Genomic DNA, 25,102 nt, shown 5'->3' with positions numbered 1-25,102 from the left:
GAGACGCGCCATGGCGCGTCTCTACTTAAATGATGTGTCCTAACCGCTATGGCGGTTGCTATACCTTGCCAACTCCCTCTCTCTTTCAAAAGGAGGATGTTTTAAACACAAATACTGACTTAATTAATAATAAGGATACTCAACCACATACGCGATTAGTCCTCTGGAGAGGTCACTACCCCATGCTTACCCACAGCTTCAATTCTCAGATGAGAGTGGCTGTGGATAGTTGTCAGGGATTGATAGAGATGAACACAACCGAAAATTTGCATCGAGCCAATCAAAATCAAACCAACCAGGGAAGCGTCGTTTCCATTCGCAGCAGCGTCATCGACGTTCAGTTTCCGCATCAGCTTCCGGAAATGTATAGTCAGCTTCGGGCGGGTGAGGATGACAAGATTGTGATTGAGGTGGTGTGGGTAAAACGGTTCTGCTTACGGAAATGATCCACAACATGGTAACTGAGCATGAAGGGGTGAGTTTCTTCTGTGGGATTGGCGAACGCAACCGGGAAGCGGAAGAACTGTATCGCGATATGCAAGAGGCGGGGGTTCTAGAGAGTACCGTGATGGTATTCGGGCAAATGAATGAACCGCCAGGTGCTAGATTCCGGGTTGGTCATGCGGCTCTGACTATGGCAGAGTATTTTCGGGATGATGTGCAGCAAGATGTGCTGCTGTTAATACGTTTGGTCATTTATCCGCTTCGCTGGTTCTATCTCGGAAACGGGCGAGTCAGGGATTGTATCCGGCGGTGGATTTGTTGCAATCGGGGTCTAAGATGTTAAGCCCGACGATTGTGGGAGAACGTCACTATCAAATTGCTCAAGAAATTAAGAGTACCTTGGCGGGTTATGAGGAGCTGAAAGACATTATCGCCATGTTAGGGATGGAGGAATTATCCCAGCGCGATCGCCAAACGGTCAACCGGGCGCGACGACTTGAGCGCTTCTTAACTCAACCCTTCTTTACGACTGAACAATTTACCGGGAAAAAGGGCAAACTGGTGAGTTTAGACGAAGCTTTGGATGGATGTGAGCGCATTCTTAATGATGAGTTTAGCGATTATTCTGAGCGATCGCTCTATATGCTTGGTTCTATCGACGAAGCACTTGTAGAGACGCGCCATGGCGCGTCTGGGAGCGGGGGAGACGCTTTATACGAACTGTTTACGCCGTTCTTTTTCATTGGGATTGGCTTGAAAATTAATCCTAGTGCGCTAACGGCGGCTTTGGGGATGGGAGGAATTCTCCTTGTCGCCGCCGTATTAGGCAAACTTATTGGTGCGGGGGGTCCCACGTTGTTAACCACAGGTTGGACGGGTGCTGCGTTAATCGGCGTTAGTATGGTGCCTCGCGCCGAAATTACCATGATTGTCATGGGTAAAGGACTCTCATTAGGGGAGTGGGCGGTATCTAATCAGGTTTTCGCCGCCATGGTTGTTGTATCTGCGGTGACTAGCATCCTAGCACCGATTATTCTGCGTTCATTGCTGAACAAATTGCCTGAAATTCCAACAGGAGTAAGTAACTGATGCCTATTTCACCGCAGCTTATTGTCTGGATTGCGATCGCGTTAGTGCAAGTCAGCCTACTGGCTATCGCACCGTTGTTAATTCACTGGCTTTCTTTACTCCCTTAACTATTAGGAAATTATCCTATTTTAAATTAGATGAACCCTGGCACATTTAGAACCTTAAAAACTTAAATAAGGGCGGGTTTAGTTACCTAGATACCAACAAAAAACGTTAATAGTAAAACCCGCCCCTACAGTTCTGAAAACTTTTTTATCGGAGCATCACCATGAACAATATAACGATAGAAGCTGAGTATGTCGGAAAGCCTGTGATCGTTGCTGAGGCTGTCGAAGTGTTAGATATTCCCTAGAATTGTGGGTGAAAAACTCTACTCCCTGAAGGGGTGACAAGAGACGTGAAGGATAGGCAGGGTGTGGGATGTCGGGAAGATAAACAGTTAAAATTCTGGCGACCACAAATCAACAATAGCGACCTCAAAACCTGGAAGTAAATCAGGAATCGTTAGTACATCACCATCGCCTAAAATTTCGACCTCAGACTCAGGACGATAAATTTCCACCCGGCGCTGTTGCGGATGCATCAAAATACCAACTTTTGTTCCTTGCTCCAGAAAAAATTGAATCTTATCTCTCAACGATTTTAAGGTATCTGTTGGGGACTTTACCTCAACCATTAAATCAGGAGCCAGTTCCGCAAACGAATGAGTACTTCTGGGTAACCGTTCAGCTAAAACAAAAGAAACATCAGGCGCTCTGACATTAGCATTGGGTAGGTCAAAACCTGCACTAGAAGCTGTCACCCGACCAAGCTTTTGAGGTCTTACCCAATTACCTAAAACCCGGACAAATTCGGCAACGACTTCATCTGACTCATAACCCGATGGACTCATAATTATGATTTGCCCGTCAACTAACTCCATGCGATACTCAGGATGGTCTGCTTGTAATTTCTCCAAGTCTTTGCGGGTCAGAGCTGTCAGAGAAGCCATAGAACCTCTTTGAGTCTATATCTAGAATGATTGATAAATTCATTGTATTACCGTTGAGCGCAACTCGGTATTCGGCTTAATGGCACTGAAATAAGCATTTTAGAATCGCCGAAACCTTTAATATACCGTAGGGTGGGTTTCGACTTCGCAAGAGTCCACCAGCATACCAGTCAGTGGCATTCTTAATTAGGGCTTGCTGCACAAAGCCAAAACCGCAAAACCCATCAATACTTTGAGCTTTATTGAAACAGGGTTTGATTCAAGGAAATCGGGTAGCATCCTTCATAAGTAGTCCATCGGTTATTTTTCTCCGACTTATTCAGCAAGCCCTAAGTATGGCATCACCTTGCTCAGGACAAATGTACCCTTGCTTCCCCAGCTTCCCCCGCTCCCCCAGCTTCCCCAGCTTCCCCCGCTCCCCCTCACCACAAAACTTATTCAGCAGCCCCTAATTAGGCTCTTATCCCCAACGACGAACTAAGATATCTTGAGAGAAGAACTCCCGTTAAGAGAAAATCCTTTTCAATGACTGCGACTACTCCCAACTCCGCCAAACACAAAAAAGCCAAAGCCTTGAAACCAGGGACTATACGCCCTGCCAAGGAACTCTGTAGCGAATGTGGTCTGTGTGATACATACTATATTCATTATGTCAAGGAAGCTTGTGCCTTTCTTAACCAACAGATTCCCGAATTAGAAACCCAAACCCATGGACGTAGCCGGAATCTGGATAATCCCGATGATTGGTATTTTGGCGTCAACCAAAACATGATGGCGGCGCGGAAACTTCAACCGATTGAAGGGGCGCAGTGGACAGGAATTGTCAGCACCATCGCTATTGAAATGCTCACCAGTGGCAAAGTTGAAGGCGTTGTCTGTGTGCAGAATACCAAAGAAGACCGTTTTCAACCGATGCCGATTATTGCCCGAACTCCAGAGGAGATTCTCGCCGCCCGCGTGAATAAGCCAACCCTGTCTCCTAACCTGTCAGTCTTGGAACAAATTGAACAGTCGGGGATGAAACGCCTATTAGTGATTGGCGTCGGCTGTCAGATTCAGGCATTACGGGCGGTGGAAAAAGAACTGGGCTTAGAAAAACTCTATGTTCTGGGGACGCCCTGTGTGGATAATGTCACCCGCGCTGGCTTGCAGAAATTCCTAGACACCACCAGTAAGTCTCCTGATACTGTGGTGCATTACGAGTTTATGCAGGACTTTCAAGTTCACTTTAAGCATGAGGATGGTTCAATTGAGAAAGTCCCCTTCTTCGGATTGAATACGAAAGAACTTAAGGATGTATTTGCCCCGTCTTGCATGAGTTGTTTTGATTATGTCAACTCCCTAGCAGATTTAGTTGTCGGTTACATGGGCGCACCCTTTGGTTGGCAATGGATTGTGGTGCGAAATGACCGGGGACAGGAAATGCTGGATCTGGTGCAAAATCAGCTAGAAACGCAATCGGTTACGTCTAAGGGGGACCGACATCAAGCGGTGCAACAGAGTATTCCGGCGTATGATAAAGGCGTCACCTTACCGATGTGGGCAGCCAAATTAATGGGGGTGGTGATTGAAAAGATTGGTCCGAAAGGATTGGAGTATGCTCGTTTCTCGATTGACTCCCACTTTACCCGCAATTATCTCTATGTGAAGCGCTATCACCCAAAGAAATTAGCGGCGCATGTGCCAGAGTTTGCTAAGCGAATTGTGGGACAGTATAACTTACCCGATTAAGAGAGTTATCAATCAAGGGAGTGGGGTTACGTTGCGATTTCAATGAATCAGTAAGCCTAGAACTAAAGTTCTGGCTAAAAGCTTAAACCCGTTTAAACGGGTTCAGAGACTTAAGCTTTAGCTGATACCAAGTTGCATTCAAAGAGATAACTTTCTCTCCCCCTGCTTCCCCTGCCTCCCCTGCTTCCCCTGCTTGTCCTATCTACTATGTTTGAGCGCAACTTGGTATATTCCCATCTGGGGCGGATAAGTGAGGATAATCTCTACTTTAGAAAGAGGGTGTGACGAGGTTATGACAAATGAATGACGATGGAATCTGGTTTTGACGTTAGTAAGGGCGGGTTTTGCTACAGATGTTATCGGTAGGATTCAACATTGAGTGCCTAAACCCGCCCCTACAACCCTGCTTCTCACCGCCCCTACAGCGCCAATGCCAACCCATCCCCACGGGGTTCAGATGCGGCAACGAAAACGCCTCCCTGCTGTAAAATTATCTGACCCTTGCCAAATCGTTTCCTGTCGGCACTCATTTCAATATCATGTCCCCGTTGGGCAAGTGCCAAAGCCACGTCAGACGGTACGTTTGGCTCTAAAAGTACCTGATTTCCGGCGATAAACTGCCATCGTGGGGCATCTAGTGCCGCTTGGGGATTCATGCTATAGTCTGCCAGATTCACCACCATTTGTAGATGTCCCTGGGGTTGCATATATTCCCCCATGACGCCGAAAGGTCCTAAGGGTTGACCGTCTTGGGTGAGAAAGCTGGGAATAATTGTATGATAGGGACGCTTTCCGGGTGCGACTTGATTAGGATGACCTGTTTCTAAGGTGAACCCACACCCGCGATTGTGCAGGGCAATCCCCGTACCCGGAATCAGAATCCCACTGCCAAAGCCTTGATAATTGGATTGAATCAACGACACCATCAACTCCCCATCGGCGGCGGCTAAATAGACGGTTCCGCCTTTGGCTAAACCGGGTTGGGCTAAGGGAATCGCGGTTTCTGTGATTAACTGGCGACGGGTTTGGGCATAGTCTTTATCTAGGAGTCGCTCAACTGTCATGTCCATAAATCGAGGATCGGCGATATAACGCTTGGCATCGGCAAAAGCCAGCTTCATCGCTTCAATTTGCAGGTGATAGCTGTCCACAGAGTCACGGGGATATTGACTTAAGTCGAATCCTTCTAAGATATTCAAGGCGATTAATGCCGTTAATCCTTGGGTGTTGGGGGGAATTTCCCAAACCCGTAAGTCTCGGTAGGTGGTGGAAATCGGGTTCACCCAATCGGCTTGATGGGCGGCGAAATCGGTTACGGTTAATAAACCACCCGTATCCGCCGCAAAATTCGCGATCGCACGAGCAATGTCTCCCTGATAAAAGCATTCACCCCCAGTCTGGGCAATCCGGGTTAAGGTTTGGGCATGAGCCTCACTTCCCCACACCTCTCCCGGATGCGGCGCCCGGTTATTCGGAAAAAATACAGATTTAAACGGCTCAAATTCTCGCCCCTTCAGGGGGAGGAAAATCGCCTCCGCCTGTTTCCAAGCGGTTGCGGTAACTGGGGAAACCGGATATCCTGACCGAGCATAGCGAATCGCTGGGGCAAATAACTGCTCAAAGGATAATTTTCCCCACCGTTGCCATAATCTCCGCCAAGCGGAGACACAGCCAGGTACGGTGACGGGTAACCACCCCCGTTGGGGGATGTTCTCCATTCCAGCAAAATGGTCTAAACTTAAGGCTTGAGGACTTTTACCGGAAGCGTTGAGTCCATGTAACTGACCATCCCAGACTAACCCAAAGGCGTCAGAGCCAATCCCGTTAGAGGTGGGTTCAACCACCGTGAGTGCGATCGCGATCGCTAATGCCGCATCAATAGCATTCCCCCCCGCCCAAATCATCTCCATCCCCGCTAATGTGGCAAGGGGTTGGCTGGTGGCGACAGCACAATGTTTGCCCATGATTACCCGTCGCGTTGAAGGGTAAGGATAGTCAGTTAGAGAATTTGGCTGCATCAATTTGTGTCCAGTAGCATTGTTATACCTGCTAGGTAGAGACTACCACCTTACCAATAAATATAAATGTCACATTATCGCATTATAATATCAATTTCACCGGGTTTTTTTGATTTATCACCAAATAGTGCTGTCTGAGTATTTTTAATAAATGGCTTAGAAACTATCTCAAGGGATTTATTAGGAAAAACATCACGGAGAATCTCCAGTGTTGTTGTCTTAGTAAACTCTCTGGCGTCGGTTCTGACATAAACGATTGACGTGCTAGCCATGATTTCAGCACATCCTCTAAATACTCGATACAGCAAATCACAATACGCGCTTTTTGATTCAAATCTGTTTTTCCACTTCTCACTTATCCAAGTGGGTTGATTTGGTCCTCCAAGCATCCAAAGACGCAACCACTGATCATAGTGGTAATTTGTAAGTTTATAGTAAGGCGGTGAAGTAAATAGAAGATCAAAAGGTTTCTTTTCTCCATTGGAAACTTTCTTTTTTATTCTACTCAACAATGATATACTATTTCCACGTATAACGGTTCCATTTTTACTTAAATTGGGGATTCCATGCCTATAGCGCCATTGAAGACGTTGAATAAGAAATTCTACTGGATCAACGTCTGGCGGGGTCAATTGTCTATCTTTCCACCAACGAACTGAGTAGTCTGGAGCCATGGACTTTCCTTGGCGCATTTGATTTGATAATGACTGTTCTCGCCTGCCATGCAAATGAACTAATATAATTGCCATTAGAGTTGCATCAACTATGCTGTTTTTCCACCGCAGTTCATCACGAGCAACAACAAGATATCGCAATACATCAGGGCAGTAGCAAACTAAAAAAAACTCTGGTAGTCCATCAATTTTTTTTGAGTCAATTGATTTAGCTATTTCACCAATATTATTGATGCGTCGCAACACATTCCTTTGCAAAGCTGGCTTTAATTTTACATGACCATAAAGCCAACCAACGGCATTGATTTCAATGCCACAGCCTAACCTTTGCATGGCAGCAGCCGCATAGATACTGGTTGCACGACCAGCAAATGGATCAAGGACAGCGTCTCCAGGTTTTGAATAGGTTTCTATGACGTTAAAAGCAAATTCTCGAGGGAACATCGCATAATATGGACCCAAGCCAGACCATCGACCTGTGGCTGTACTCAGACTCAATGGGTTCGTCGATGTCACCTTCATGTTCCCTCGTTGGTGATAAGTTCCTTGGCAAGGCTTTCCAATACCTTGTTTCCAAGACTTAAAGGTATAGCTGCCTCTGAATTGGCTGAAACCAATGGTGCAAGAGCATTGGGAAATCGGGAGGATATAAGTTGATCGAGAAGCCCGACTGCATCTGCAAGACGTGGATACTGGGACGGTTCAGCCCTTTTTAAGTCTTTATAATTATCTGTAAGGAAAGGTAAGGTAGCCACTAACCGCGCACCCGATTTCGTTTTGTAGAAAAACTTGCGTCCAAAGTATGTAGCATCTCCATAAGGTCTTTGGCTATCGGAAAAAATAATGTTTTTCTTGATGTAGTCATCAGTTAGTAATGCAACGGATTGACAAGGAAAAGACCCATATTCTCCATCTTCTTGGCGGTCTATATCTTCAAAATGCTGTACAAATGTACCTGTCTTTTCAACTCCAATGAGAAGAATATCTTTTCCTCCTGTTACCTTCTTGGCTAAAGTGTTAATTCTAGAGAGTTCTTGACAAATCGCCTGACTTATCCAGGCAGGTTGTCCGAAAACAGCAAGAGGACCATCTAGTACAATAGCAAGCCTACGCAGGCTAGACAGCCAGTTTTTCGCTTCCAGTGTTCTTAATATATGCACAACCCAAACTCGTTCCCACACTTGCATAATCTCAGCAAATATAGCACCGTTTGTCCCTGCTGGATTCATTCGTTCGTGTATACGCAGGGCATCAGTAGAGTATAGGGAGCGCGACAGCTCACAGGGACAGGTATATTTGCCATTTCCGCGCTTGTATTCTCTTAAACAATCTTCGTAGGGACATTCCTGCTTACGTTCAGTAGTAGGTTTGTACTTCAGAAGTGCCTCGTAGGTATCTAACAGGGATTCACCTTCAAAAGACATCCGAACAGAGCTAAAAACTTCAAAAATTGATTTCCTAAGTGAAGCTTTAGCTGAGGTTTCACCCTCTGTGATGATATTACATCCAGGTAATGCACAGTCAATTGATTCCGCTTTCTCTGTTGTGCGGAATTCCTTCGGATTAACAGGACGTTGCTGATCAAGTTGTTTGATTTTGGCAACATCTAGAATCACAGAAGCTACTGTTACATAGGACGCTTCAGCACCAGGAAAACCATTTTTGATATCTACTTCTGCATGGCTTCCATCTATAGCTATTAGATAGTTGGGTGTCCAATCACCAGGCTGAAACTTGATCGGACTGAGAGATTCAAGTGACTCTAGCTGCTCGGAAGTGCTTCGGATTTTATAACTGCCAAGTAGCTTATTAACACGCGCACTCTCTACAAGACGGCGTAGGGGTCTATAGTTGGCAAATTCTCCTTCGTATGGCATAAATTAGACCTCGAATTTCTTAACTTGAACAGGAATAACAAAAAGATTACTTAAGGTCTTAACCCTTAAAAAACCTCGATCTTGAGCGCGACGGATTGATGCTTCAAAATCAGCAAAATCATAGTATTTACGAAGTTCTTTGGTTTCGTCGGTATTATTCAAGTGTCCAATCAGCCAGTTAGCAGTATTTTTGAGAATGTTACGTTGGATACTACTAACCTCCTGAGTGGCATAAACGATGCCTATGTGATACTTAGCTCCTTCTTTTGCTGTACGCACCCAAACATTTTTTAGATCCATATCTGTTCCGTATGGCAGGAGATTATGGGCTTCTTCTAGATAGACCAAAATTTCGGGAATGTTCTCTTTTCCTTCACGAAATAGGCTTTGATTTTGCTGAAATATATGCCACATAATTCGGTCTGCTGAGGACTGGTTGATTTCAGAATCACCACTGGACTGGTCGATAATAACCAGCCTTCCATCAACCAAGTGTTGATAGATTTCCACTGCATAGTCAGATGTTGTGCTGTTGGTGTGTTGGTTACGTACTTTGCCAATTTGTCTAGGGCCATTGGGACGGCTGAACATTTCCAATAGTTTTTTCAAGTCTTCATCTGCCCACAGATCTCCTGATGCATTTTTGCGGTCGTTAACGTACCACTGTTCAAATTTTTGATAGCCACTATTTTTGTCTATCATAAAATCATAAAAGTAGCCAAATGCAGTAGCTAACTGTGACCATTTAACTTTTTTATTACTTAGTATTTCAGCAGCAGATTGATGCTCTGTGCTATTTTTCCCTTCACTATTCCTCATGTAATTAAATAGTTCTTCGCGGAATAGCTTATCAGTCTCTGGCTTAAGGTTGTTTGGAACCGCAAAGCCAGCCATAGCTAATAGCGCACGATATACTAGGACACGTCTTTTATAGCGTGTAATCGCACTGTAATCATTTTTAGCTGGAGGTTCAAAAACTACTTGGCGAAAGTTTTGAATGTACTTGGAGCCATCGGTAGCTAGCGTAGCATCGATAATTTCTTTGCCAATCTGGAGATTGGCATCATCGAAGAAGTTTAAAAGCATTAACTTACGGTTTGGGTCATTTGGATGTGGTAGAATACCGTAAGTAACAACATCTTCTTGTTGACCAGCAGATTGAGACTTCCAAATATTTTTTATAGCTGAAGGGTTTTTATGTCGGTTGGCATCTTGCTCGTTTTCATTAGCGTACTCACCATTCGGATCGAATACTATTTGCCCTATCCGTAATGGCTTTTCTTGTGAAAACCTTAGATTAAAGACAGATTGAAGGATTATTTTAGTAGTGTTAGACTTGCCTGTTCGAGTCATTCCGAAAAGAGCTGTCTTTTGTCCTAGTAAATCTGCGGGTAGAAGTTCAACATCTACATTTGAGATACCCTGGAATGCTCTATTGGTAGAAGCATAACGTATTTGCCCAACTGTTACTGTTTGATTAGTCTGCTGTTCCTTCTTGCGATCCGGATCGTGATAATTGACAATAAGCGATAAAGCCTTGTCATTGGGTTTGTAAACTTTCAAACCCCGATTAGGATAGTAATTTGAAAGGTCACTACCAAAGCGAAGGACTAGTGAGTCGGCTGCTCCACTGCCAGTAGCCTGTTCTAAGAAGAAAGTGCCAATAACTCTGCATTTGATACCAGCAAAAGATAAAAGATTATGAGTAGATGGGTCCATCATTCCTGAGCTGTCCCAGTGTATATCTTCCCCACTTGCTCTCTGCGCTGCCTCGACTCTAACCCGTTCTGCTTCTACAGCATTAGGAAGCGGCGCAGCATCCATGACACGCAACAGGATTACAGAAGCATCTTCAGTTGTGTAGTCAATCGCCTCTTCTGAATTAACACGGGTAGCAATCAGGAAACTCAGACTTGGAATTCCCCCCACCTGCTGGCGGTGGAAGTCGTGTATTTGAACCAAGGCTGCTTCGTAACTAATGGAGTATACCTCACCCACATACTGATTTTTCTGAATCAGGGTTTGGAAGATTTCCTGTGCAGCTAGTTCAACGGCTTGGTTTTGATCGGCTGCAAATAGATTTTCAAGCTCTGATACCATTTCTGTGGTCAAGAAGGTTACATCTGTCATTGTGGCTTTTTTCACATGCTATTGCCACTGTTGCAGCAGGTAGAGCTTTGGACAAGAGCTTACCGCTCTATTGTCACTCTGGGAAACGAAATGTTAAATCTGATTGCTGAAAGCCATGGCTGCAAAGCATTTGGGCATTTAGAAACTGATAGAAATTCATGACATAGGGGTAAGTTGCCAAACTCCCTGACTGTAAGGGTTTCAGGCTTCGTTCTTCCGAAAGTGACATAAGAGCGTTACAGCAGTTTTCAAGTTAATAGACTACAGACGATGATTGCGCTGAAAAGCAAGCCGATACAATTTTGTATTCCATAAACATGAAAAGCGCTGTAAAACACAAAGCAAGCCAAACCTACATAATAAAAAGCGACGCCTTTTGAACAAGGAGCGTCGCTTTTGATGATTAGAAATAGAGGCTAGCCTCTGGCTAACCCCTAATCCTAACCTGCTATTTCGTTTCCGAGAATTCAGCGTCGATGACATCATCACCACCACCGGATTCACCACCGGGAGCCGCACCGGGTTCTGGACTACCCGCACCACCAGGAGCCGCACCGGGTTCTGGACCACCCGCTTGTTGATACAAGTTAGCACTAATGCTGTAGAGTGCTTGTTGCAATTCTGTGGTCAGCGTCTTAATCTTCTCATCATCTTCCTGAGACACTGCATCTCGCAGATCCTTAATCAAGCCTTCAACCTTCGTCTTATCTTCTGCTGAGACTTTATCACCCAACTCATTAATCTGCTTCTCAGCTTGATACGTCAAAGAATCGGCTTGGTTCTTGCGATCGATTTTCTCACGCCGCTCTTTGTCCGCCGCTGCATTGGCTTCAGCTTCCTGAACCATGCGATCAACGTCTTCACTGGGTAGGGTAGATGCGCCTGTAATGCTAATCGATTGCTCTTTACCCGTACCTTTATCCTTCGCAGTAACGTTCAGGATACCATTGGCGTCGATATCAAAGGTAACTTCAATTTGGGGAACGCCGCGTGGTGCAGGGGGAATCCCATCCAGACGGAATGTACCCAGACTCTTGTTATCGCCAGACATTTCCCGTTCACCTTGGAGAACGTGGATTTCGACGTTAGTTTGACCATCCACAGCCGTGGAGAAAGTTTCTGACTTCTTGGTAGGAATGGTGGTGTTGCGGGGGATAATCTTGGTCATCACACCGCCCAAGGTTTCCACACCCAAGGAGAGAGGGGTAACATCAAGCAGCAGAATATCTTTAACTTCACCCGCTAAGACACCCGCTTGAATCGCTGCACCAATTGCAACCACTTCATCCGGGTTCACGGTTTGGTTGGGTTCTTTACCCAATACCCGCTTGACTACCTCTTGTACCGCCGGAATCCGGGTCGAACCCCCGACTAAGACAATCTCATCGATCGCACTCTTATCAATTTTGGCATCGCGTACTGAATTCTCAACCGGGATGCGACACCGATCAATTAAGTCGGCACAGAGTTCTTCAAACTTCGCCCGAGTCAAGGTTGTATCCAGGTGCTTCGGACCATCCTGGGTAGCGGTGATAAAGGGTAGGTTGATTTCCGCTTGGGTAACGCTGGAGAGTTCAATCTTGGCTTTCTCCGCTGCTTCCGTTAACCGTTGCAGGGCTTGCTTGTCTTTGCGTAAATCAATCCCTTCAGATTTCTGGAATTCAGCGGCGAGGTAATCAACAATTTTCTTATCGAAGTCGTCACCACCGAGGTGAGTGTCACCAGAAGTTGATAATACTTCAAACACACCATCACCGACTTCCAGGATGGATACGTCAAAGGTTCCACCACCAAGGTCAAAGACTAAAATTGTTTCGTTGCTCTTCTTGTCTAAACCATACGCCAGAGAAGCCGCTGTGGGTTCGTTAATAATCCGCAACACCTCAACCCCAGCAATCTTACCGGCGTCTTTCGTGGCTTGACGCTGGGAGTCGTTGAAGTACGCCGGAACCGTAATCACGGCTTGAGTCACGGTTTCACCCAGGTACTTACTGGCGTCATCGACGAGCTTCCGTAGCACTTGAGCCGCAATCTCTTCAGGCGCAAATTGTTTACCTTGAGAGGGACAATCAAGTTTGACGTTATCGCCAACTTTGAGGACTTTATAAGAGACTTCGGTAGCTTCATTGGTGACTTCGCCATGTCTACGCCCAATGAAGCGTTTGACCGAGTAGAACGTATTTTCCGGGTTCATCACCGCCTGACGTTTGGCGATTTGACCCACGAGGCGATCGCCATTTTTGGCATACGCCACAACTGAAGGGGTTGTACGTCCGCCTTCGGCGTTAGCAATCACGGTAGGTTTACCCCCTTCCATGACGGCTACGCAGGAGTTTGTCGTACCTAAATCAATTCCAACTACTTTTGCCATAAGAGTGTTCCAAGTTCGCTTAACTACAAATACTGGTGATGTTGGGGAGCGTGACTGTTAAGCCGTAATCCGGTTCAATCAGCAGCGTTTGGGAGCTTCAATATCATTGCTTCGGCTACCAATCTCTATACTGAACGCGGTTAGCCTGTCTCATGAAGGGGGGGTTCCCGAACCTGAGATGGGACGGTTCGATCGGGTGATTGCTCGTTCCAGTCGCTCTCCCAATTGCCAATCATCAACCGTTAACTTCGTGCTGATTTCTTTCGCTGTGTCTAATGTAGGAAACTCTAAGGGGTAAAGGTTTGGGGCGAACCGTAACGAATCAGTTGTGTTTGCCGTCTGTTACTCTGTTAAGGCATCTGTGCCCCTTCTAGGCTGGCAATCCTTGGTCTTAAGTACAACCCAGGACTCAGTGTTTAAATACTTGATTTTGACCAATATATCGGGCTATTATATAAGGTTATTTTAGAAGCAATCCCATGATTTTTGTCTCCTAGGGAGCTTCTAATTTTCGGTAAAAAAGAGAGTTTCATTGTCGGGGCGGGTTTAGCCACAATTGTAGGGGCGGGTTTAGGAACTACACTCAGCTATTGCTGAAATAACTGAACAACAAAACCCGCCCTAGCTCACCGATAACTGAACAACAAAACCCGTCCTGATTAAAAGCCTGGTTACAGATTGACTGAGCGATCGCTCAAAAACCGGACTGCAATCCTAAACAAACCAACGCTAACAGCCCACCTGTCAAATAAAACGCTCCCACAATTTGGGTTTCTGACCAACCGCTTAATTCTAAATGGTTATGAAACGGTGACATTTTAAACAGCCGTTTGCCGACTCCAGCCTCATCTTTGGTGGCTTTGTAATAAGCAACTTGGGCAATCACCGAGATCGATTCCCAACAGAAAATGCCACTGAGAACAAATAAACACCAGAGGTTCTGACTCAATAATCCTACTGCCGCGAGAGCGCCACCTAAAGCCAGGGAACCCGTATCTCCCATAAACACAGCAGCAGGGTGGCGATTATGCACGACAAATCCTAGACAACTGCCACTGAGACAGGCACAGAACACCATTAAACCCGGTGACGTTGGGGCAACAATTGCAGCCAATGCCAAAAGCGCGATCGCACAGGTTCCCCCAGCCAATCCATCTACCCCATCAGTCAGATTCGTGGCATTACTTTCCGCCGCCAAAACAAACAGCGCCAGGGGCCAGAACAGTAATCCTAAGGGTAAGACTATCCCAAACGGGAGTGCGATCGCGGTAATACTAATCGGTTGACTTGCTGCCAGCCAAATACAAAATACCAACCCCACGCTGATCTGTAGTGCCAATTTCAGGCGAGGGGAAATGCCCTTATTAGAACGGCGGCGGATAATTTGCCAATCATCCAACCAGCCAATCATCCCATAAGCCAGGGTCACAACGGATACAACCAGGACATTAACAAACTCTTGCCCTACCAGTGCCAATCCCGACCAAACTAGAGCAACCATTACTGCCACCGGGACAAAAAACACCCCACCCATGGTAGGGGTTCCAGCTTTTTGTAAATGAGTTTGGGGTCCATCTTCCCGGACAATCTGCCCCATTTTCAACGTTTGCAGAAAGGGGACAACCCAATACCCCAGTGCTGCCGTCACCACAGCACAAATCAACAGGGGCAAAGTCATCGAGACTCCGGCGAACAGGAAGCGTTCCCCCAACCCATCTAGAATCAATGATCCCAGACTCAAACCAACGGCTAGTAACGTCAAGAGGCTGGAACCCGTTAAATTAAACGACCGCCCAGAAGTTAATTTTGCGTCTATCACGGACAAACTATCCCTTTATCGAACTTCCTCACACACAATCAGACGCATGGCGTCTTGGCGATTCCCGTGTGACCCACGGCACTGATGGGAATCGTAACATCAATAGGGTACTTGCAATCAATCCTTCAAGCAAATTTACTTCTTATTGTTGCCGGATGATTCATCACTATCGCTAACTAAAGGAGCAACTTAATAGCGGAAAACTGCCGCGATCGGTGATTGAGCGGGTACTCGCTCGGATTCTACAGCAAAAACTGTTCCACCATTCAAAACCGTATAAACGGCTGCTAAATCCAATAAATCTTGGTCACCAGCCTGGTGTTGCTCATGTAGCTGCACCGTGTTGCTCTGTGTGTCAAAGTTACCCCACTGCTGATGGTCTAAGGCGACAAACAACGAATCAATGCGTTGATTATAAGCCGCCTGCACTACTTCTTTCAGGGCATCAGAGGCTTGTTCCTGATTATTTCCAGAAAATTCTCGCTCTGCGGTCAATTGCGTCTTTCTCTGCTTGTTGAAATTTCGGCTGCACGATTGCCCAAGCTTGAGTATGCAGATCCTCTGGTTTCGAGAGTTCGGGATTACCTGTAATGCCTTCGTCCAGAAGATGGGGGTAGGAATTCACTCGTTTATAAATCGGCAGGAGATACTCTACACCCGCTAGCACTAGCGGTACAGTCTCATCTGGTAGAAACTCTTGTATCCCTTGATTCACTTGGCTGAAAAAACGGATGATCTGATTTTCTTGATCTTCATCCACACCTCGTCCATGCATAGTTCCCGGATCTGAACCGGGTAATCCACCAGGGGAATAGGTTTCAGAGGACATAAATTGAGTCTGATTCTCCGTATCCTCATACTGAAGTACACTCATCAGACTTTCGGGTAGATTGTCAATATTCTCAGGCTGAATTTCCCGAATGCGATCGCGTGTTCCTTCTAAGAGTCGCACTTGGTTTTGACTCAGTGCCAAGAGATAGAACCGTCCATCACCCGTCAACAGTGGCATTAGTGGCTTGAGGTGAAATTGGTCACTAACCACGACTAACTCCTCAAAATCAAGGGGTAGACGGTAATAGCGAAAGAAATTTGGGGCGGCGAACAGGGCAAGTCCATGATTCTGATGACGCCAAAACTCACCCCGATCTAACTCTTTAGCGCTGTTGAGCAGTTCTTGGGCATCGGCTGGGCGCATACCCTTCTCAACCAACTGGGCTTCGGCTTTCCCCCGGAGATTTTTGAAGCGAATGGGGTCTTGTTGAATTTCTGGATCTGCCGTATGGGTAGGCATAAATATAGAAACAGGCAAGATAGCCAGCTAATAACGCTTAGAGGCTAATTCTCTGACGACTGGTTGAAATTGGGTTGCTGTTTAGCCCAAAAGCCTTGCCTGACTTTATTTCAACGAAGATAGTAGGTTCAATACATCTGTCTTACGATAGGAAAGCCATGCTGATCCGCTATGATGCATATCAACAATGGCTCTCATCCTTGTAGTGTGAGCATCTTGCTCGCTACTAGTACCCAAATCTTGCTCGCTACTAGTACCCAATCCAAATGCTGAACAGCTTTCTAAACGCTACCAAAGGTAGGAATTGGGCTATTCGTCGGACGCCCAAAACTGGGTAGGTCAACATGAGTGATATTGCGATTCCTGACCGCTAGCCGATAGCTGACACTTTGCAACTCAGCATGAAGTTGGCGATTCTCTCGTTGTAACCGACTCACCTTCTCTCTCACCGGTGCCATGCGTTCAGCGAACTTCTGGCGATAAATTTGGGGTAGCTCCTGAACCACCTGCTCTAACATGCGAGAACGGTCAGTTAATTCTTGCACAGACTGGCGCAACTGATAAATTTCTTGATCGCGAGTCGTAATCTGCTCTTGGTAAAATCTAACTTGCTGCTCCACATCTTGCAACTGTTCGCGCAAGACTCGCATTTGGGCTTGATGACGCTCAGAAACCTCGGCTGGCGGTTTAAAGTTCGCATTGCCTTTAACCAAGCGAAATAGCTCTTGAGAGAGTTGCTGCACGAGCTGATCTCTCAGATGTAACTCTTCCCGAAGGCGAGACACTTCAGTTTGCAGCGCTGGTAGGGTTGGGGTTTCAGTCGCGTTCACGATAGCAAAAAGCTCCAATACAATATGGACTCCCAATAGCAGAAGACGATGGGCAACGTCGCTCGGTGATGTGATTACCCTGTAGGAGGATGATATCACTACTAGGGTTATGCTTGACACGTTAACTCCAAAATAGTTATTTGTCATTTGTCATTGGTGGTTGGGGATTAGTGAGTTCCTCTTGCACCAATTGCGCTAACTTTTGGGCGGCACCTGATTCACCCCGGACTGCCCGTAAGCGCGATCGCATGTCTTCTAGTTTTTGGGGATGCTCTAAATACTCAAGTACCAATTGTGCCACATCCTGAGGTTTCAGTTGACCCACGACTTCTGGCACAATTTCCGCTTTTGCCCAAATATTGGGCCACGCAAATAGGCGTTTTTGTTGCAGAATCAGCCAATTAGTCAGTTTGGCAAAGCTTGTTCCTACTCCCGGTAACCGCGCTAACAATCCGGGTAATCCATCCCAAGCCCGCATCGCATCCAGTTGCTGGGTGGGTAATAAAACGATCATTGGTACACCGAGGGAACCTAATTCCGCCGTATTCGCTCCCACTGTGGTTAAGCACAGACAGCATTGGGATAAAATCTCGTGGGCAGGGAATTCAGTTGTCAGTTCTACCGTTACACCACTCGCCATTTGGAGTCTTGAGTGTAGGGGTAGGTTTAGGGAATTTTGTTTCGTGGGTGATGATAACTTGGGTTCAAAACCCGCCCTGAATAATGTAGAGACTTCGCTCAAGGAAACCTGATTTTGACTGTAGGGGTGGGTTTCACTACTATCGTTGTCTGTCACCCGGATATTGCTAAACTCGCCCTCATCTCCCCCATCTAGCATCACCAATCTCGCCGCCCCCCATCCTAATTTCTGAATCAGGGGATTTTCGTAGGGATCAGCAAAACGGGCTAGCGTGGGTAAATCTAAGGTTGGTGCAACAGGAATCAAAAAACGGGTTTGAGGTCTAACTTTGTGAATGTGTTCAGCAATAGCTAACCCTAATGGTACTCCCTGAATCAATTTGGCAGGTTTTGACCCTGGAAGTAAACCAATCCATTCAATTGGAGAAGTGTTAAGTGTTGACCCTTCGCTTCGCTCGAAGGGAACCTGGTTTTGATCCTTCTCTTCTCCTTCACTTCCTTCGAGGACAGGGTTTTGAGTTAACTCCCTCTGCTTCCCCTGCTTCCCCTGCTTCCCCTGCTTCCCCTGCTTCCCCTGCTTCCCCTGCTCCCCCAGCTCCCCCAGCTCCTCTGCTCCCTTACTCCCTCTCGCCACATCTGCCATTAAATCTCCCACTACCGTTAACTTGTGGCGATAGTTTTTCGGGGCTTTGGCGATAATATCGGGTTTCATCACCCCGAACCGATCAATCCAGCGATGCCAACGGGCATCCCATTCGGCATAAACAACAGTACGATATTTGAAGCGAGAACCAATAACGACAGGAAAAAACTGATCGCCGCCTAAGAATACCACCACGCCGCGATCGCGCCAGTCCCAATTTCCGGCAGTTTTCCCCCAGAGCAAAAAGGGAAAGAAATGCTCTGCCCCTTGCACTCGGTCTACTTCGGGGTAGGATTGAACAATCTGGGCTTCTTTGCCTGTAGCATTGGGACAAGGAGACAGAATCACCGAGATTCGGAAGACAGCGCGATCGCATCCTAGCTGCTGGCGCAATGCTTTGACTACAGGACGTACCCAGGTGGTGACTTCACCCGGACCATTGGAAAGAATTAAAATGTCAGCATTGGTCATTTGTCATTGGTCATTTGTCATTTGTCAGGAAATATTACCCTTTTATCTGTCATTGGTCACTCCAATCCCACAATAGAATTCGCCAACCTTAGCAACAATCAGCCAAATCAGTGAGTGCTATTCGTTTTGATCAAGTTCATCTCCAATTTCCCGGGACGCCCCAACCGGCGGTAAATGGTGTAACCTGCGACATTGAAGCGGGTCAACTGGTCGTCATTTTAGGTCCATCGGGATGTGGTAAAACTACCGTTCTCAAGATGGTCAATCGATTGTATGAACCCACATCCGGTGCGATTTATCTGGATGGGGTTAATATCCGCAAAATGAAAGTCACGACGCTGCGTCAGCAAATTGGCTACGTGATTCAACAGTCTGGCTTATTTCCTCATCAGACGGTGGCGGAAAATATTGCCGTTGTTCCCAAGCTTCTGGGATGGTCACGCTCAAAATACCAGTCTCGCATTGATGAGTTATTGACGCTGGTCGAACTACCCCCTCAAGTTTACCGGAATCGTTACCCGGCACAGCTATCCGGAGGACAGCAACAGCGTGTTGGCGTGGCGCGGGCGTTGGCTGGTGATCCGAAGTTAATGTTAATGGATGAACCTTTTGGTGCCATTGACGCGATTACCCGCCAATCTTTGCAAGACGAAATCTTACGAATTCAGCGTCAATTGCATAAAACGATTCTGTTTGTCTCCCATGATGTGGAGGAAGCGCTGCGTCTGGGGGACAAGATTATGATTTTGCAAAAGGGTGAAATTGTCCAATTTGATACGCCGTTAAATATTTTGACGCACCCGGCTAATGATTTTGTCCGGGAGTTAATGGGTGCCGATGATATGTTGCGTCAGTTAAGTTTACAGGGCGTGGAGACGGCAATGCAGCCAGTTTCTCCAGATTATCAGTATCAGGATAATCGTGCGATCGCGCCTCACGAGAATTTGCGTCAAGCTTTATCCCTCCTATTACAGACAGGAACTCAGAGATTACCTGTCATGGATAAAGGAAAAATTATTGGTGTATTAACCCTGGAGACGATTCAACAAGCCGCTAAAATGGGTCAGGGTTAATCGTTAGTTCTCTGCCATTAACCACCTGACCCATCAGAGTGAGATGATTATAAGGAGTGTATTAGTTGGCGTTGGTTGAAATAGCCTCTGGGTAAAAAGCACTGCTTCAAGAAGAACGGATCTTTTTCATCTCCAAATAATCCATTCCCAGGTTGGCTCAGATTACTAAAGGGTGGTACTAATCCCCACTTTTCCGCTAGTTCGAGCCAATACCACATTTCGATACCATCAATTTTTGGAAAGATAAAAGTATCCCCTGTGCTATTGTTGATACCCACTAAACTTGACGATGACTTTATATCTATCAATAGCCAAGCCAACTCTTTTTGAGAAAAGTAATACCCCTTAGCGACAGCAATGTTGATAAACTCATCTGGATTCCGAGTTGTTAGTAACTGTTGCTTCAGAGAGGGAGTTTCTTGCGCGAGATATAAAAAATCCCAGATTTGTTTTTGAGTCACAACAAACCAGGCAAGTTCTTCTTGAGTCAACTGATAGCCATTATCTCTAGCAATTTGGATAAACTGCTCAAGGTTATGAGCTTGTAACAATTGATGACTCAACGGGTTATGTGGCTCTATGGCACGTAAAAAATCACTAATTTTTTCCCAGGTTATCCGATTAACTTCCTGAGACTGTTGAATTTGCTCCTGCCAATAGGGATAATTTTCTTCTGTACAGAAAAATGCCCAGATCTTATAATGCATAGGTAATCTCTACTCAGTCTTACTATTGGTAGAGCATCCCCCTCAAGATGAGTTTAGCCGAATAAGCTTATTTCATCTGTAGATACTAGCTATTAGAGTAGCATTGGCGCAATCCTTGTAGTGCGAGCATCTTGCTCGCTACTAATACCCAAATTAAATGCATTACAGCTTAGACGGGAAATTATAGCACTACGCAGACACGTTAGGACATCAGTTAATCCTAGTAATGACCTGATAACAGGTAAGAGGGAACTGTAAGAATGTCCTAACCTGCCTTGGTAAGGCTATACTATAAGAAATATAGAGGCGCAGAGGTTGTAGAGACGTTACACCGTCACGTCTCTTAGCCTGGGAAGAAAAAATTAAATTTAGAGTTCGCTGCGAACAGTATTGAGGCAATAGTAGTAATCTGAGAATGAGCTATTCTACTATCTTCTCTCCGTTGTTGTTGGTGTTGTTTCCAAGCTAATGGCATCTCATCCCAAATCTTCCCATCCAGTTCTCTTCCTCCAGCTTTTGGAGTTCTACCTCCCCATTGTTTAAAGAAAAATGCGACATCAAACCTCTGACATTGATCACGAATACTTTGCGCCCACTCTAACTTCATCGGACGATATCTATTTCCCGATTCGCCACCCACAATAACCCAATGAATATCCGTTAAATTAAGATGTAAATCACCGAGAAGTGGTTCACAAGAGAGAAAACGCACATTGGCTGGAACTTGTCGCAGGGAATCAACCCGATGAACATAGTCCTGATTTTCAACCGATACCCCCATCCAAATATTGTTATGCCATTCTAACTGAGACGCTAATTCAACTAAATGTTCATGTCGTTTGGTCAAAATTTGATAGATATGCTGCGGAGTTTGACCCATCACATCAAACACGTCTTTGAGAAATCCGATAGGCACGTCTTCGTGAAAAAGATCACTCATAGAGTTGACAAAAATGCGACTTGGCTTGCGCCAACGCAAGGGTTCTTTTATGCGTTCCCGATGCAGGGTTAAATCAAATCCATTGGGGAAATTCTGATGAAACCGTTTGGTCAGTGCTTCAGCATAACAATGGGTACAACCTGGACTAACTTTGTTGCAACCAGTTGTGGGGTTCCATGTTCGGTCTGTCCACTCGATACCTGTATGAGTGCTAGCCATATTCTCAGTCTACCCCTAACATTAATAGTCTTTCCTTTGCTTATTTATAGTACCGATGTATTGTAAACTTGTCCAGAGTTATGTGATTTAACTTTTGCCTGTTAATATTTGATAAGTTGCACCCGTTATAATAAAGGTTTGTAAACTGCTGTAAGGTAGCGGTATTAATCGATAAAAACTTTCATAGATGGTGCGTTAAGTTTCAGTCTTTTTATCCTGAAATTTGGCTGAAGCGGTGCTGAAATTTATTTTTTGATCATTAACTGCTATGATTCAATTGAAATTCTAAAGACCTATGTGGCTATTGCAGCTCGGCAAAAATACTTGAGCAGCTTCGTAGATACGATGAAGCAGGGGGAGCAGAGGGAGCAGGGGAAGCGGGGGGAGATATTAGCTGTTGGCGTTATTTCTGCCTTCTTGTACTAGAAACTATACCGTTCTTCTGCCCAAGGTTCACCTCGGCGGTGGTAACCATTACGTTCCCAGAACCCTGATTCCTCGTGGTCAAGAAACTCTAAGCCATTAATCCATTTAGCACTTTTCCAAGCGTAAAGGTGGGGAACCACTAAGCGCATCGGACCGCCATGTTCTGGGGGTAAGGGTTCGCCAAGCAGAGTATGGGCAAACAAGTTATCCTCACGCACAAACTCGTCCAGTGTCAGATTAGTGGTATAGCCGCCATAGCAATGTTGCATAACATGGGTGGCTTTAGGGTCGAGTTCCACCTGACTCATAAAGTCAGTTACCCTGATCCCCGTCCATTGCACATCCAGTTTTGACCAACGGGTCACACAATGGAAATCCTTGGTGAAATCATGTTGAGGCATTGCCATCATATCTGACCAACGCCAGGTCTTGGGTGTAGCCAAACCCCAAACCCGAAATTCCCAGTCATCAATGTTAACGTCGGGAGTCTCACCATAAGTTAGAACCGGGAAGCCCTTAGTCAGGTATTGACCCGGAGGAACGCGATCGCTCTGTTCTGGTTCTGGTTTGTGGAAAAATTTTCCGATCATAGTTCAACTATAAAAATAACCATCCTGAAAAGAGAGTGTAGAGACGTAGCCTGATACGTCTCTACTCCCCCATCTCCCCTCCCTGAACGGAGGTGTTCACAAACTCCTGCCACCCTATACTAGGCTTCTTCTTCCTCTTCTTCTTCAGTCGGATAGACAAACGTCGAACGTCCACTCAAAACTGCCTTACCCAGAGAGAGGGCTTTCTCCGCTTCCAATGATGCCTTGCGTCTCCAGTTAGCTCTACGTTTGTCTCGTTTTGACTTTGAGGTTTTCTTCTTGGGTACAGCCATGGTTGTCAGTTAGCAAATTTTGCACAGCCTTTCTATTGTATGCCATCAAGCCAAGTTGACATCCTCACCGACCTAAAAGGATCGGTAGTACGGTGCTGTTTTCTTTTGTCCGACTACTTACCTCACTGTTCTGAGGTTGCTTCTCCGATTGCCGATACAACGCTAAGGCATCATGCGGAAGCGACTTGGCTGAAATGTTAGACTGAGTAAGCCAATGTAAAGATTGGACAAAGATTTGGGATAGACCTAGACACAGCGATAGAAAACCTATCAAAATATACGTAGTGTAAAAAAATTCTTTTGATCCTTCGACGAGGCTCAGGGCAGGCTTTTCATTTGTGACTAAGGGCTAGTTTTATTGAGAAGTTATCAGTTTGAGGCTGTCCTAAACGGCTTACACCTGCCTCTACACTATAAATTTTGATTTCCAAGGTAGCATGACTAGTCTATATAAAGGAACCTGGCACTCATTTAATCGTTCACTCACTTTTTAACTTATGTTTTCCATCTACATTCTGACCCACAACGAGGAAATAGATATTGCGGCTTGCATTGAGTCAGCCCAGCTATCGGATGATGTCATAGTGGTAGATTCCTACAGCACAGACCGTACTGTAGAAATTGCCTCCCGCTACCCTGTTCGTGTTGTGCAACATCAATTTGAGAGTCATGGCAAGCAACGAACCTGGATGCTAGAAGCGATTCCCACAAAGTACCAATGGATTTATATCTTAGAAGCAGATGAGCGAATGACTCCTCAACTGTTTCAAGAGTGTTTAGCGGCAATAAAACGCCCAGATGCGGTTGGCTATTATGTAGCAGAACGAGTAATGTTTATGGGGAAATGGATTCGCCACAGCACCCAGTACCCCCGTTACCAAATGCGTCTTTTCCAAAAAGGAAAGGTTTGGTTCACAGACTACGGTCACACAGAACGGGAAGTTTGTAATGGATCAACCAGTTTTCTGCAAGAAACCTATCCCCACTATACCTGTAGTAAAGGCTTAAGTCGTTGGATAGAGAAGCACAATCGCTACTCCACCGATGAAGCGGCTGAGACAGTCCGTCAGTTAGAACAGGGAAATGTCAATTGGTGGAACTTATTCTTTGGTCGATCAGAAGTTGAACGGCGTCGAGCGCTCAAAGATTTATCCCTACGTTTACCTTTGAGACCCCTGTTACGGTGGATTTATATGTATTTCTTCCTGGGTGGTTGTCTGGATGGCAAAGCAGGAATGGCTTGGTGTACCTTACAAGCGTTTTATGAGTACTTAATTTTGCTGAAAGTCCAAGAAATGAAGCAAATGCCACCCTCTCATCTGTCGCCAGCTCATCCAATGACTGTCTTATCAGATGTTAAGGCTTCTGAGGTATCTAATAATTATCATCTACCTCCGATGCAACGGAAATTAGCCTCCACCATTAAACCTTGAGATAAAGGTAGACATACACCATCTTTGATATTTAGTCAAAAATATATTAATAAACTATTCTCCGTTTAGAGATTATATATCGATGCGGAGAATAGTTTATTTTATGTAGGGATGCAAGGCTTGCATTGGTGTCAAGTTAAGAAAAATCTGCAATACCTTGGTTTAACCTCTCCCTAGCCCTCCCCTACGAGGGGAGGGAAGCGGAATATATTTTTTATGTGGAGGGGCTTTTCGACTCCCTCTTCCGTGCAAAAAAAGCGAAGCATCCTCTGGCTTCCCCCATGGAACAAAAAGCGAAGCAACATCTGGTTTCCCCCATGGAACAAAAAGCGAAGCATCCGCTGGCTTCCCCCTTTTTAAGGGGGACGGGAGGGGGATCAAATAGGGGGACGGAAGGGGGATC

General features: G+C 45.7%; 20 protein-coding genes and 1 pseudogene. 6 read left to right on the top strand and 15 right to left on the bottom strand.

Annotation, left to right across the window (positions count from 1 at the left end):
* The first annotated feature begins 29 nt into the window (after positions 1 to 29).
* The 3 genes and pseudogenes from RH949_RS30410 (at position 30) to RH949_RS30400 (ending at position 1,533) form a co-directional block, all read left to right on the top strand.
* Positions 30 to 446: a hypothetical protein gene (locus RH949_RS30410; RefSeq protein ID WP_446358457.1), complete on the top strand. Its 417-nt coding sequence runs from the start codon at positions 30 to 32 to the stop codon at positions 444 to 446.
* Positions 413 to 1,113, top strand: a pseudogene (locus tag RH949_RS30405) (ATP synthase beta subunit C-terminal domain-containing protein); the annotation flags it as partial. The gene RH949_RS30410 and the pseudogene RH949_RS30405, both read left to right, overlap by 34 nt.
* On the top strand, positions 1,087 to 1,533 hold the full coding sequence (locus RH949_RS30400) for a cation:proton antiporter domain-containing protein (RefSeq protein ID WP_083799013.1): 447 nt from the start codon (positions 1,087 to 1,089) through the stop codon (positions 1,531 to 1,533). The pseudogene RH949_RS30405 and the gene RH949_RS30400, both read left to right, overlap by 27 nt.
* Positions 1,534 to 1,972: 439 nt before the next feature.
* Here the strand turns inward: RH949_RS30400 and RH949_RS30395 are convergent, their stop codons facing one another.
* Positions 1,973 to 2,524, bottom strand: coding sequence for a Uma2 family endonuclease (locus RH949_RS30395; protein WP_446358455.1), 552 nt, complete (start codon positions 2,522 to 2,524; stop codon positions 1,973 to 1,975).
* A gap of 525 nt (positions 2,525 to 3,049) precedes the next feature.
* On the opposite strand from RH949_RS30395, the gene RH949_RS30390 reads away from it, so the two are divergent.
* The gene (locus tag RH949_RS30390; protein WP_446358453.1) at positions 3,050 to 4,255 is read left to right on the top strand and encodes a Coenzyme F420 hydrogenase/dehydrogenase, beta subunit C-terminal domain; all 1,206 of its coding nucleotides are present in this window, start codon (positions 3,050 to 3,052) and stop codon (positions 4,253 to 4,255) included.
* A 419-nt stretch (positions 4,256 to 4,674) separates the two neighbouring features.
* Here the strand turns inward: RH949_RS30390 and RH949_RS30385 are convergent, their stop codons facing one another.
* The 10 genes from RH949_RS30385 to RH949_RS30340 all read right to left on the bottom strand — a co-directional run bounded on the left by RH949_RS30385 (position 4,675) and on the right by RH949_RS30340 (position 19,018).
* Complete coding sequence (locus tag RH949_RS30385) at positions 4,675 to 6,273, bottom strand: gamma-glutamyltransferase family protein (protein WP_446358451.1); 1,599 nt, start codon at positions 6,271 to 6,273, stop codon at positions 4,675 to 4,677.
* A gap of 74 nt (positions 6,274 to 6,347) precedes the next feature.
* On the bottom strand, positions 6,348 to 7,469 hold the full coding sequence (locus RH949_RS30380) for a DNA methyltransferase (protein WP_446358449.1): 1,122 nt from the start codon (positions 7,467 to 7,469) through the stop codon (positions 6,348 to 6,350).
* Positions 7,466 to 8,824: a DNA double-strand break repair nuclease NurA gene (locus tag RH949_RS30375; protein WP_446358447.1), complete on the bottom strand. Its 1,359-nt coding sequence runs from the start codon at positions 8,822 to 8,824 to the stop codon at positions 7,466 to 7,468. The genes RH949_RS30380 and RH949_RS30375 overlap by 4 nt, the downstream gene beginning before the upstream one ends.
* A gap of 3 nt (positions 8,825 to 8,827) precedes the next feature.
* Positions 8,828 to 10,954 (bottom strand): helicase HerA domain-containing protein, encoded by a 2,127-nt coding sequence (locus tag RH949_RS30370; RefSeq protein ID WP_446358445.1) that lies wholly within the window; start codon positions 10,952 to 10,954, stop codon positions 8,828 to 8,830.
* Positions 10,955 to 11,402: 448 nt separating this feature from the next.
* The gene (gene dnaK, locus RH949_RS30365) at positions 11,403 to 13,325 is read right to left on the bottom strand and encodes a molecular chaperone DnaK (protein ID WP_446358443.1); all 1,923 of its coding nucleotides are present in this window, start codon (positions 13,323 to 13,325) and stop codon (positions 11,403 to 11,405) included.
* Positions 13,326 to 14,019: 694 nt separating this feature from the next.
* Entirely contained in the window at positions 14,020 to 15,141 is a 1,122-nt protein-coding gene (gene mraY / locus RH949_RS30360; RefSeq protein ID WP_044207087.1) for a phospho-N-acetylmuramoyl-pentapeptide-transferase, read from the bottom strand.
* Between the two features lie 192 nt (positions 15,142 to 15,333).
* Positions 15,334 to 15,639, bottom strand: a complete 306-nt coding sequence (locus tag RH949_RS30355) for a hypothetical protein (protein ID WP_232231697.1) — start codon at positions 15,637 to 15,639, stop codon at positions 15,334 to 15,336.
* Positions 15,608 to 16,435 (bottom strand): baeRF7 domain-containing protein, encoded by an 828-nt coding sequence (locus RH949_RS30350; protein WP_006100893.1) that lies wholly within the window; start codon positions 16,433 to 16,435, stop codon positions 15,608 to 15,610. Before RH949_RS30350 ends, RH949_RS30355 begins: the two co-directional genes overlap by 32 nt.
* 281 nt (positions 16,436 to 16,716) lie before the next feature.
* The gene (locus RH949_RS30345) at positions 16,717 to 17,265 is read right to left on the bottom strand and encodes an Npun_F5560 family protein (protein ID WP_006100958.1); all 549 of its coding nucleotides are present in this window, start codon (positions 17,263 to 17,265) and stop codon (positions 16,717 to 16,719) included.
* 136 nt (positions 17,266 to 17,401) lie between these two features.
* A complete protein-coding gene (locus tag RH949_RS30340; RefSeq protein ID WP_446358440.1) occupies positions 17,402 to 19,018 on the bottom strand; it encodes a lipid-A-disaccharide synthase in 1,617 nt (538 codons plus the stop codon).
* A 110-nt stretch (positions 19,019 to 19,128) separates the two neighbouring features.
* Here RH949_RS30340 and RH949_RS30335 point away from each other — a divergent pair, with 110 nt between their 5' ends.
* The gene (locus RH949_RS30335; protein WP_446358438.1) at positions 19,129 to 20,091 is read left to right on the top strand and encodes an ABC transporter ATP-binding protein; all 963 of its coding nucleotides are present in this window, start codon (positions 19,129 to 19,131) and stop codon (positions 20,089 to 20,091) included.
* 47 nt (positions 20,092 to 20,138) lie between these two features.
* On the opposite strand, the gene RH949_RS30330 is transcribed toward RH949_RS30335, so the two are convergent.
* From RH949_RS30330 to rpmF, 4 genes are all read right to left on the bottom strand, one after another.
* The gene (locus RH949_RS30330) at positions 20,139 to 20,798 is read right to left on the bottom strand and encodes a Nif11-like leader peptide family natural product precursor (protein ID WP_446358436.1); all 660 of its coding nucleotides are present in this window, start codon (positions 20,796 to 20,798) and stop codon (positions 20,139 to 20,141) included.
* Between the two features lie 343 nt (positions 20,799 to 21,141).
* A complete protein-coding gene (locus tag RH949_RS30325; RefSeq protein WP_446358434.1) occupies positions 21,142 to 21,957 on the bottom strand; it encodes a DUF5131 family protein in 816 nt (271 codons plus the stop codon).
* 422 nt (positions 21,958 to 22,379) lie between these two features.
* Complete coding sequence (locus RH949_RS30320; protein WP_446358432.1) at positions 22,380 to 22,973, bottom strand: sulfite oxidase-like oxidoreductase; 594 nt, start codon at positions 22,971 to 22,973, stop codon at positions 22,380 to 22,382.
* Positions 22,974 to 23,092: 119 nt separating this feature from the next.
* Positions 23,093 to 23,266 (bottom strand): 50S ribosomal protein L32, encoded by a 174-nt coding sequence (gene rpmF / locus RH949_RS30315; RefSeq protein ID WP_006101025.1) that lies wholly within the window; start codon positions 23,264 to 23,266, stop codon positions 23,093 to 23,095.
* A gap of 497 nt (positions 23,267 to 23,763) precedes the next feature.
* Here rpmF and RH949_RS30310 point away from each other — a divergent pair, with 497 nt between their 5' ends.
* Positions 23,764 to 24,699, top strand: a complete 936-nt coding sequence (locus RH949_RS30310; protein ID WP_006100872.1) for a glycosyltransferase family 2 protein — start codon at positions 23,764 to 23,766, stop codon at positions 24,697 to 24,699.
* The last annotated feature ends 403 nt before the right edge of the window (positions 24,700 to 25,102 follow it).

Origin of the sequence: Coleofasciculus sp. A1-SPW-01 (assembly GCF_040217205.1) — a bacterium.
Classification (GTDB): domain Bacteria; phylum Cyanobacteriota; class Cyanobacteriia; order Cyanobacteriales; family Coleofasciculaceae; genus Coleofasciculus; species Coleofasciculus chthonoplastes_A.
This window is presented reverse-complemented; position numbering and strand designations above follow the sequence as displayed.